6 protein-coding genes, 1 tRNA gene and 3 pseudogenes are annotated in these 7134 nt (G+C 63.5%); 7 read left to right on the plus strand and 3 right to left on the minus strand.

Annotation, left to right across the window (positions count from 1 at the left end; genetic code table 11):
* The first annotated feature begins 4 nt into the window (after positions 1-4).
* From fmdA to PKE85_RS01545, 4 genes and pseudogenes are all read left to right on the plus strand, one after another.
* Positions 5-1243: a formamidase gene (gene fmdA / locus PKE85_RS01530; RefSeq protein WP_271203033.1), complete on the plus strand. Its 1239-nt coding sequence runs from the start codon at positions 5-7 to the stop codon at positions 1241-1243.
* A 72-nt stretch (positions 1244-1315) separates the two neighbouring features.
* Positions 1316-1669 (plus strand): FmdB family zinc ribbon protein, encoded by a 354-nt coding sequence (locus tag PKE85_RS01535; protein ID WP_271203034.1) that lies wholly within the window; start codon positions 1316-1318, stop codon positions 1667-1669.
* Positions 1670-1886: 217 nt separating this feature from the next.
* On the plus strand, positions 1887-2705 hold the full coding sequence (locus PKE85_RS01540) for a TorF family putative porin (RefSeq protein WP_271203035.1): 819 nt from the start codon (positions 1887-1889) through the stop codon (positions 2703-2705).
* Positions 2706-3348: 643 nt separating this feature from the next.
* Positions 3349-4295, plus strand: a pseudogene (locus PKE85_RS01545) (IS630 family transposase).
* Here PKE85_RS01545 and PKE85_RS01550 read toward each other — a convergent pair.
* Positions 4280-4639, minus strand: a complete 360-nt coding sequence (locus PKE85_RS01550; RefSeq protein WP_271203036.1) for a hypothetical protein — start codon at positions 4637-4639, stop codon at positions 4280-4282. The pseudogene PKE85_RS01545 and the gene PKE85_RS01550 overlap by 16 nt on opposite strands.
* Before the next feature lie 221 nt (positions 4640-4860).
* Here PKE85_RS01550 and PKE85_RS01555 point away from each other — a divergent pair, with 221 nt between their 5' ends.
* The 3 genes and pseudogenes from PKE85_RS01555 to PKE85_RS01565 all read left to right on the plus strand — a co-directional run.
* Positions 4861-5205, plus strand: coding sequence for a hypothetical protein (locus tag PKE85_RS01555; RefSeq protein ID WP_271203037.1), 345 nt, complete (start codon positions 4861-4863; stop codon positions 5203-5205).
* Positions 5202-5957: a recombinase family protein gene (locus tag PKE85_RS01560; protein WP_271203038.1), complete on the plus strand. Its 756-nt coding sequence runs from the start codon at positions 5202-5204 to the stop codon at positions 5955-5957. The genes PKE85_RS01555 and PKE85_RS01560 overlap by 4 nt, the downstream gene beginning before the upstream one ends.
* Before the next feature lie 48 nt (positions 5958-6005).
* Positions 6006-6206: pseudogene (locus tag PKE85_RS01565) on the plus strand (recombinase zinc ribbon domain-containing protein); the annotation flags it as partial.
* Between the two features lie 502 nt (positions 6207-6708).
* Here PKE85_RS01565 and PKE85_RS01570 read toward each other — a convergent pair.
* Both PKE85_RS01570 and PKE85_RS01575 read right to left on the minus strand, forming a co-directional pair.
* Positions 6709-6785, minus strand: a tRNA-Arg gene (locus PKE85_RS01570).
* Between the two features lie 169 nt (positions 6786-6954).
* A pseudogene (locus tag PKE85_RS01575) lies at positions 6955-7134 on the minus strand (IS5/IS1182 family transposase); the annotation flags it as partial.

A 7134-nucleotide genomic window follows, 5' to 3' on the forward strand; every position in this document is an offset into this window, starting at 1 on the left:
CGCCATGCCTGAAACCCTGATCTCGGTCGATCTGTCGAAGCCGGCGACGGAGAACGAGTTCCTGCACAACCGGTGGCATCCGGACATTCCGATCGCCACCTGGGTCGAGCCGGGCGCGGACTTCCTGGTGGAGACCGTCGACTGGACCGGCGGCGCCATCAAGAACGACGACTCCGCGGAAGACATCCGCGACGTCGACCTGTCCACCGTGCACTACCTCTCGGGCCCGATCGGCGTGAAAGGCGCGGAGCCGGGCGACCTGCTGGTGGTCGACATCCTCGACGCTGGCACGCTCAAGGGCCACGAGTGGGGCTTCAACGGCTTCTTCTCGAAGAAGAACGGCGGCGGCTTCCTCACCGATCACTTCCCGCTCGCGCAGAAGTCGGTGTGGCATTACGAGGGCATGTTCACCCGCTCCCGCCACGTTCCGGGCGTGGGCTTCGCCGGCCTGATCCATCCGGGCCTGATCGGCACGCTGCCGAGCCAAGACCTGCTCGACAAGTGGAACGCCCGCGAGCAGGCGCTGATCGACACCAACCCGACCCGGGTGCCGCCGCTGGCCAACCCGCCGTTCCCGAAGACCGCCCACCTCGGCAAGCTCGCAAAGGGCACCGACGCCTTCGACAAGGTGGCGGCCGAGGGCGCCCGCACGGTTCCCCCGCGCGAGCACGGCGGCAACTGCGACATCAAGGATCTGTCGCGCGGCTCCAAGATCTACTTCCCCGTCTATGTGGACGGCGCCGGCCTCTCCATGGGCGACATGCACTTCAGCCAGGGCGACGGCGAGATCACCTTCTGCGGCGCGATCGAGATGTTCGGCGCGTGGCTGCACATCAAGGTCGACCTGATCAAGGGCGGCATGGCCAAGTACGGGATCAAGAACCCGATCTTCAAGCCGTCGCCGATCACCCCGAACTACAAGGACTACCTGATCTTTGAGGGCATCTCGGTCGACGAGAGCGGCACGCAGCATTACCTCGACGCCAACGTCGCCTACCGCCAGGCCTGCCTCAACGCCATCGAATACCTGAAGAAGTTCGGTTATTCGGGCGCGCAGGCGCACTCGATCCTCGGCGTCGCCCCGGTGCAGGGCCATCTGTCGGGCGTGGTCGACATCCCGAACTCCTGCGCCACCCTGTGGCTGCCGACCGAGATCTTCGACTTCGACATCAAGCCCTCCTCGGCGGGCCCGACGAAGTTCCTCGACGGCTCCATCGACATGCCGATCGCGCAGGATCTCTGAATCCTTCAGCGCCGGGAGCGGCCCGTCCGCTCCCGGCGCGTTCGACGACAAACGGTGCGGGGGATCAGGATTATGCCCGTCTACGAGTATCTCTGCGACAGCTGCGGCGACTTCACCTCCTTGCGGCCCATGAGCGCCTATGCGGAGCCCTGCGACTGCCCGGACTGCGGCGAGCCCGCCCCGCGGGTGATGCTGACGGCGCCGCATTTCGCCTCCATGTCGCGCGAGCGGATGACGGCGCACGCCACCAACGAGCGCTCAAGTCATGCGCCGATGTCCACCGACGAGTACAAAGCCAGAAGCCATGGCGCGAACTGCTCCTGCTGCTCCGGCGGCATGAAGAGCCGGACCAAGAGCCGCACCGCCAAGGCTCCGAACGGAGCGAAGAGCTTCCCGTCCGCGCGGCCGTGGATGATCAGCCACTGAACCGGTTCGCCGCCTAAAATTCAGGCGCAACTTCGAGAAAACAGATCCGGCCACCGCCTCAGGAATGGGCTTGGCGATGCTTTTTCATGCGCCGCGCAAGCAGTGTTGCAGGAAGCCCACAGATCATGTTTGCGTCGCGGTAAGTCGCTGATTGAAATTGAAAAAATGAAGCGAGTCAGCTTCGATTAGTCGTCTAACTTCATCGGGGAACTCCACCATGACTTTCTTTGCACGGGCCGCGGGAGTCGCCGTCGTTGCGGCCGCCATCGGTTCTGTCGCGCCGCTGACGCCCGCCGTCGCGGCCGATCTGCCGGCGGACGTCATCGACGCCACCGTCACGCCTCCGCCCTTCGACATCGCCTTCGGCGTGAAGGGCCTGAGCCAGTGGGTGCTGCGCGGCATCACCCAGACCTCCAAGAAGCCGGCGGTCCAGGGCTACGCCGAGTTCCAGGCCTATGACTGGGTCTATGCGGGCATCTGGGCGTCGAACGTGAACTTCGGGGGCACCGATCCCTCCGCCGAGATCGACTTCTACGGCGGCCTGCGCCACAGCTGGGGTCCGGTGACCCTCGACGTCGGCTATGTCTGGGTCTACTTCTCCGGCGAGAACGGATCGGCTCCGGGCCTCGACTACGGCAAGGTCTACGGCGTCGCCAAATACGCCGTGACCGACAGCTTCACGGTCGGCGCCAACATCTATTACGGCAACGACTTCATCAACCGCGGCGTGGACATCGTCCATTCGACCGCGTTCGCGAAATACGCCTTCACGCCGCTGGCGAGCATGCCGGAGATCGGCGCCTACGTCTCGGGTTCGTTCTCGAAGCAGTGGACCAGCGAGAACTTCGTCAAGGACTACCTGTACTGGGACGCCGGCGCCGGATTCACCTACAAGGCGATGACGCTCGACTTCCGCTACAGCGACAGCAACCTGTCGAAGAGCCAGTGCTTCGGCTACATGGGCAACCGCAACTGGTGCGGCGACAGCTATGTGGTCAGCCTGTCCTTCGACACCTCGCTCAACAAGCTGAAGTGATCGACGTCCGCCCGTCTCCGGCGAGACGGGCGGGACCATCGGGCCGGCGGAGACCTCCGCACGGCGAAACGGCCGGGGCGCACGCCGCCCCGGCCGTTTTCGTTCGTTCCGGGGGAATCTGATGTCGGCGCCCCGCAAGCAGGATTTCGCGCGGGACGCCCCTACGGCGATATTGTTCGGCGCATAAGCCGCTGCGAAAAAGCCCCGCGCGGAAGACCTCCGAGCCGGATCAAGGGTCAGGTCCGGGTGGCTGCGCGCAGGCTTGAAGACGACCGCGCGGCTTCGACGTGGCGAGATCATGAAGACGCGGCGCGATGATGCTCTCGCCCTGTCAATCGGCGGGGAGGTCTGCCCCGTTGTTGGAGTGGATCTCCTGTGGCGGACGGATTGTGCTGCGGGAATTGACCATGAGCCGGGCTTTCAGAGGATGAGGGCCCATGACCCGCCACAGATCCCACGGCGTCGCGTTCAAGCGCCGGGCCGCTCAGGAGTTCATTTCCGGCGAGACGCCTCACGGGCGTGCGAAGCGATACGATCTGTCGCGCAACAGCTAGAGCGTTATTCGAGCGGTTTGAATCGGATTGGGATTCCCGAGAGCGTCGGTTTGTGATTCAGCCTGTCGACCGGGCGGAGGCCGGCAGGCATGGCGACACCGTTGTCGATGGATCTACGTGTCCGTGTTCTCGCCTCGGTCGAGGGCGGTCTCAGTCATCGTCAGGCGGCCGAGCGCTTCGGGGTGAGCGCGGCCAGCGTCAGCCGCTGGCGTACGCTTGAGCGGGAGCATGGCGATCCGAGCCCGAAGGCGATGGGCGGCGACCAGCGCTCGCGGGCGATCGAGGCGCATGGGCCGCTGATCCTGTCGCTGCTCGAAGCCTCGCCCGACGCCACCCTCCAGGAACTGCGGGCTGCGCTCGCCAAGCGCGGGGCGATCGTCGGTTATGGCGGGTTGTGGCGGTTCCTCGATCGGCGCGGGATCACTGTCAAAAAAAGACCGCGCACGCTGAAGAGCAGGAGCGGCCGGACGTCCTGAGGCGGCGGCGGGAATGGTTCGGAGCTCAGCCCGATCTTGATCCGGAACGGCTCGTCTTCATCGACGAGACATGGGCGTCGACCAACATGGCGAGGACGCGCGGCCGGGCGCCGCGGGGCGAGCGCCTGCGCGCCGCGGTCCCGCATGGTCACTGGAAGACGACGACCTTCGTCGCAGGACTGCGGCTCTCCGGGATGGTCGCCCCGATGGCTCTCGACGGCCCGATCAACGGCCGCAGCTTCCAGGCCTATGTCGACCAGGTCCTCGTTCCCGAACTGAAGCCCGGCGACGTCGTGGTCATGGACAATCTCGGCAGCCATAAGGGAGCAGGCGTCCGGGCGGCGATCAAGGCCGCCGGGGCGGAACTGCTCTACCTCCCGCCTTACAGCCCCGACTTCAATCCGATCGAGAACGCGTTCTCGAAGCTCAAGGCGCTGCTCCGAAAGGCGGCCTAGCGATCCGTCGACGGCCTCTGGGCCGCCATCGCCAGCATCGCACACCTCGTCACGCCGAAAGACGCCCACGGCTTCTTCAGAGCCGCCGGCTATGATCCAGAATGAGCGGATTCCGCTCTAATCGACGTCGATTTGGTCCGGCGCTTGGCGTTGACTCGGGCGAAGTGGAACGGGATCAGGCGGTATTCAAACCCTTCGAAGTCCTCGCCCTTGGGCGTTCCATCCCTGGGATCGCCGCCTTCGTAGATGTCACGGAAAACGCCTAGCTCCGTGAAAAACACGCGGAGCTTGGCATAGATACCGCTGAGGCTGTTGGCGCTGAGCCCCGTGCGCCGTGACGCCTGCGCCAGCGGCTCATCAATCACGAAGCTCCACAGCACGCGTCTGAACTGCGCCTCACTGATTTTGGCCGAGTGGTAGAAGCGGTTCGCGGGCGCGCGCTCTGGCATTTTTACGAGTGCTCCCGCGTTTATAAAACATCTGAATCTACAATGGCTTGGCTGCCGTGCGGCACGAGCCAGCGGTCATTCTGCTTGTATAAACCGTTGCCGCCGGACGTAGAGCAACCATTTGGATCACGGTATAATAGGACGAAATTCCTTTACTGTTCTATAAACGTTCTGTAAGATGGCGGCTCTTTTCCCGCCACGATAAGACAAGGAGGTTCGGCGTGAAACACAACGATCAATACAGCCTCCCGAAGTGCGGGCACGATGCTGAATGGGGCGGCAGCGCCACGCTTCCGTCGCTGGAGATGGATGCGGACGCATATCTGCCGGACCTCGAAAAGCTCGATCTGTCGGAAGGCGAGAAGATCGCGCTGCTCCAGACCCTCTGGGACATCATGAAAGCCTTCGTCGAGATGGGCTTCGACGTGGCCCGCGCGGATATCTGTGGGCGGATTTTCGAAGGTGTTGATCCGCACGAAAACAACAGCGTCGATGATGTAAAATTATCGTTCTCAAGAGCGACGGAGACGAACGGCCACGACAGACGGAAGGAGCGCCCCGCATGACGAAAGACCGAACACAGAAGGTAATTGCGTATTGCAGGGTGTCCGACCCCAAGCAGATTCAGCGCGGGGACGGCCTTCAGAGTCAGGAACGCACCTGCCGCGAGTTCGCGCGCATGAAGGGGCTGGAAATCGACGAGGTGTTCACCGACGTCCTGACCGGCGAGCGCTCCGACCGTCCCGGCCTTGAAAAGGCGAAAGCGTATCTGCGCAAGCACCGTGGCGCGGTGCTGATCGTCGATCACGCCAACCGCCTTGGCCGCGATCTTCTGGGCTATCTGCTGCTGCGCGCCGAGATCGTGAAGATGGGCGCTGTGATGCTCTCGCCCGTCATGGAGTTCAAATCGGACTCCTCGTCGCTGCTGGTCGAGAACGTCGTCGCTTCCGTCTCGCAGTACCAGCGCCAGCACAACGCCGAACAGACCAAGAGCCGGATGAAGGCGCGCATCCAGAACGGGTTCTGGGTGTTCCAGCCTCCGGTCGGGTATCGCTACGAGAAGGCGTCAGGCCGCGGCAAAATCCTCGTGCCGGACGAGCCTGCCGCGTCCATCGTGCGGGACGCTCTGGAAGGCTTCGCCTCCGGACGGTTCGACAATCAGGCGGCGGTGATGCGTTTCCTTCAGGACAGTCCGCTGTTCCCGAAGGACAGCACGGGCGTCGTCCGCCATCAGCGCGTCGCCGTTCTGCTGAATCAGCCTGTCTATGCAGGCTACGTGGAAGCGCCAAAATGGGGCGTCGATCTACGCCCCGGCTAGCATCAGCCGCTGATCAGCTTCCAGACCTATCAGCGCATACAGGACAGATTGCGCGGCGGTTTCTACGCGCCGCGCCGTCCGAACCTCAATGAGGACTTTCCACTTCGCGGGCATGTGATTTGCGCGGATTGCGGATCGCCACTGACCGCCTGCTGGTCGAAGGGCTCGCACAGCCGGTTCCCATACTATCTCTGTCCGAAACGCGGATGCGCGAGCTACCGCAAATCGATCCGCCGCGAGACGATCGAGGGCGAGTTCGAATCGATCCTGCGCAGGCTGACGCCGAGCGAGGCGCTGTTCACGGTCGCGACGAAGATGCTCAGGACGATCTGGGACCACCAGATGGCCAACGGTCAGGCGCAGGCCAAAGCGCTGTCGGCGAAGCTGATTACCGTCGAGCGGCAGGTGGCGGCGCTTCTGGACCGCATCGTTGAAGCGAGCGTTCCCAGCGTCATCGCAGCCTATGAGGATCGCGTGCGCAGCCTTGAGGAAGAGAAAGTGGCGATCCGTGAAAAGATCGCTTCCGGTGGGCGTCCGGCCCGTCCCTACGAGCAGACAGTTCGAACGGCGCTCGGCTTCCTCGCAAGCCCTTGGAATCTCTGGAATTCCGAGCGACTGGAGGACAAGCGGCTGGTGCTCCGGCTCGCCTTTGCGCGGCGTCTGGCCTATCGGCGCGGCGAAGGATTTCGAACGACGGATTTGACCTTGCCGTTCAAGGTCTTAACCCAGCTTTCCGGTGCTGATTTAGAGATGGCGCACCCGACACGATTCGAACGTGTGACCTTCGCCTTCGGAGGGCGACGCTCTATCCAGCTGAGCTACGGGTGCCTGCGCGCTTGAGCGGGCGGAACCTAGCCGATCGCGGCGGCGGACGCAATCGGATGCGGCGGCTTTGAGCACGCTTCGAAGCCCTGGCCCAGAGCAGCGAAGGTCACACGTTCGAATCGTGTCAGGCGCGTCACTCTCCTTTCAGGAACAGAAATATTAGGCTCAGGACTCATTGATTGAGATAGAACACGACGGCTGCCGCGATGCAGATTGCAGAGAAGAACGTGTGGGCGGATCTGTCGTCACGGGTTGCGATGCGCCGCCAGTCTTTGAGCTTGGCGAATAGGTTCTCGATCTTGTGGCGCGTCCGATGGAGCGCCTTGTCATAGTCGAGCGGCTGTTTGCGGCT

It is taken from the genome of Methylopila jiangsuensis (assembly GCF_027922305.1).
GTDB lineage: Bacteria > Pseudomonadota > Alphaproteobacteria > Rhizobiales > Methylopilaceae > Methylopila > Methylopila jiangsuensis.